Origin of the sequence: Micromonospora sp. NRRL B-16802, from assembly GCF_001279555.1 — a bacterium.
Taxonomy (GTDB): Bacteria; Actinomycetota; Actinomycetes; order Mycobacteriales; family Micromonosporaceae; genus Micromonospora; species Micromonospora profundi.
Genome location: NZ_LGEB01000101.1, coordinates 1 through 2,290 on the forward strand (window position 1 = coordinate 1; position 2,290 = coordinate 2,290).

The following is a 2,290-nucleotide window of genomic DNA, read 5'->3' on the forward strand; positions in this document are numbered from 1 at the left end:
ACATCCGACATCATCAACCAGCGGAAATCCGTACGCCCCTCCGCGCCCGTTCCCCGACCCGGCGGCTGCGCACCCGGCATCCCCAGAAACTCCGGACCGGCAGCCCGGCCGGTGGCGGGCGGGGCGTCGGCGGTGCCCCTGCCTGCGGCATTCGAGGCGCCGGCAGCCGAGCCGCCAGCCGGACCGGCAGCAAAGGGAGCGCCCAGCACGTCGACCGGCCCGCCGGTGGCACCGCCGTGGTCGCCGACGGACACGCCGGCACCGTCCTGGTCGCCGACGGACATGCGGGCAGCGGCCGGCGGTGAACCGGGCGGCAGGCCCGGCTGAGTGCCGGTCGGGCCGGTAGTGCCGGCCGCGACGGTCGCCGACGCCGCGCTGGCCGTCCCGCCGGTCGGGGTACCCGTGAACGGCGCACTCCCATGCCCCGACGGGCGGGGCTGTTCGATGAAAGCGACGTGTCGCCACGAGTTCGCGGTCAACGCTCCGGTGTTGTCGTACGACATTCCCAGCAGGTCCAGGCCGGAGCCGGGCACCCCGTTCCACTCCTTGCAGGCAACCTCGCACGCCTTGCAGCCGATGCACACGCTGGTGTCGGTGAAGAACCCCATCCGCGGCGGCGCGTCCTCGTAGCCGGCGTCCGGCGCCGGGTCGAGCGGCCCGTACAGGCTGTTCGGGTCAGGAAGCACCCCGCGCCTCCCCGTCCTTGTCAATGGTCACGGCCGGCGCGTGCCCTCCCGGAGTGATCCCCGCCCGGCGCTGGTAGTCAGCGACCAGGTCGAGCAACGCCGACCCGGTGGGCCTACGGCCCGGCCGCACGTCGCAGGTACCGATCTTGCTCTCCTGGATGAGCACGTTGGGGTCGAGGGTGATGCCGAACAGGTCGTTCGCCGAGTCGCCGGTCACCAGACCCTCGAACCCGAAGTGGTACGGCAACCACACCTGATGGATGGTCCGACCGTCGACCCGCAGCGGCGTGAGCCGGTCGGTCACCAGCACCTTCGCCTCGATCACAGCGCGGCCGCTCACCAGGTGCGCCCACCCCAGATGCGCCAGCCCGGTCTCGGCGGCCAACTCCGGTGACACCTCCACGAACATCTCCGGCTGCAACTCGGCAAGCGGTCGCACCGTCCGGCTCATCCCGCCCGCCGTGTGGTGCTCGGTGAGCCGGCTGACCGTGAAGACGTACGGGAAGACCTGGTTGTGCTCCTCCGGCGGGCTCGGGTTCACCGAGTTCACGGGATGCGCGTACGACTTGCGGGTCGGGTTGGCCTGCTGCCGGTACAGCGGGTTGCGCACCGGCGACTCGACAGGTTCGTAGTGCGTCGGCAGCGGCCCGTCCAGGACGCCGCTGGGCGCGTACAACCAGCCCTTGCCGTCGCCCTGCATGACGAACGGATCGTCACCGGCGATGCCCTCGGTGCCGGACGCGCCGGGTGGCGGCCGGTAGGACGGCGGTTTGGTCTTCTCGAAGTCCGGTACGTCGTAGCCGGTCCACTCGCCCTTGTCCGGGTCCCACCACACGTACTTCTTGCGCTCGCTCCACGGCTTACCGTCCGGGTCGGCCGAGGCGCGGTTGTAGAGGATCCGCCGGTTCGCCGGCCACGCCCAACCCCACTCGGCGGCCACCCAGTCCTGCTCGTGCCGGGACTTACGGCGGGCGGCCTGGTTGACGCCGTCGGCGTACACGCCTGTGTAGATCCAGCAGCCGATCGCCGTGGAGCCGTCCGCGCGGGCCTCGGCGAAGCTCGACAGTGGTCGGCCGGTCGTGACGTCGTACCCGTTGATCTCGCGCAGGACCGCCTCGGCGCTCGGCTCGTCACGCGGACCGTGCGTGGGGTAGTCCCAGGTGAGGTCGAGCAACGCGCGGTCGCGCGGCAGGTCGGAGCCGGCCAGCTTCTCGCGCAGCTTGCGGCCGAGGTGGTAGAAGAACCACAGCTCGGAGCGGGCGTCGCCTGGCGGCTCCACAGCTTTTTCCCGCCACTGCAACAGGCGCTGCGTCTGGGTGAACGTGCCCTCCTTCTCCACGTGCGAGGCGGCGGGCAGGAAGAACACCTCCGTACGGCACTCCTCCGGGACGATCTCGCCGGTGGCCACCTCGGGACCGTTCTGCCAGAACGTCGCACTCTCGATCATGAACAGATCCCGGACGACCAACCAGTCCAGATTCGCCATGCCGAGCCGCTGCGCCCGGCCGTGCGCCGAGCCGACCGCCGGGTTCTGACCCAGCAGGAAATAGCCCTTGATCTTCCCGTCGATCATGTTCAACACCTGCTGGTACGTGCCGTGATCG

At 70.6% G+C, this 2,290-nt stretch carries 1 protein-coding gene and 1 pseudogene; both read right to left on the reverse strand.

The window, feature by feature from the left end; translation table 11 throughout:
• A pseudogene (locus ADK66_RS32015) lies at positions 1 to 686 on the reverse strand (4Fe-4S ferredoxin); the annotation flags it as partial.
• A partial coding sequence (locus ADK66_RS26870) for a molybdopterin-dependent oxidoreductase (protein ID WP_157552966.1) occupies positions 676 to 2,290 on the reverse strand: 1,615 nt, incomplete at its 5' end. The gene ADK66_RS26870 and the pseudogene ADK66_RS32015, both read right to left, overlap by 11 nt.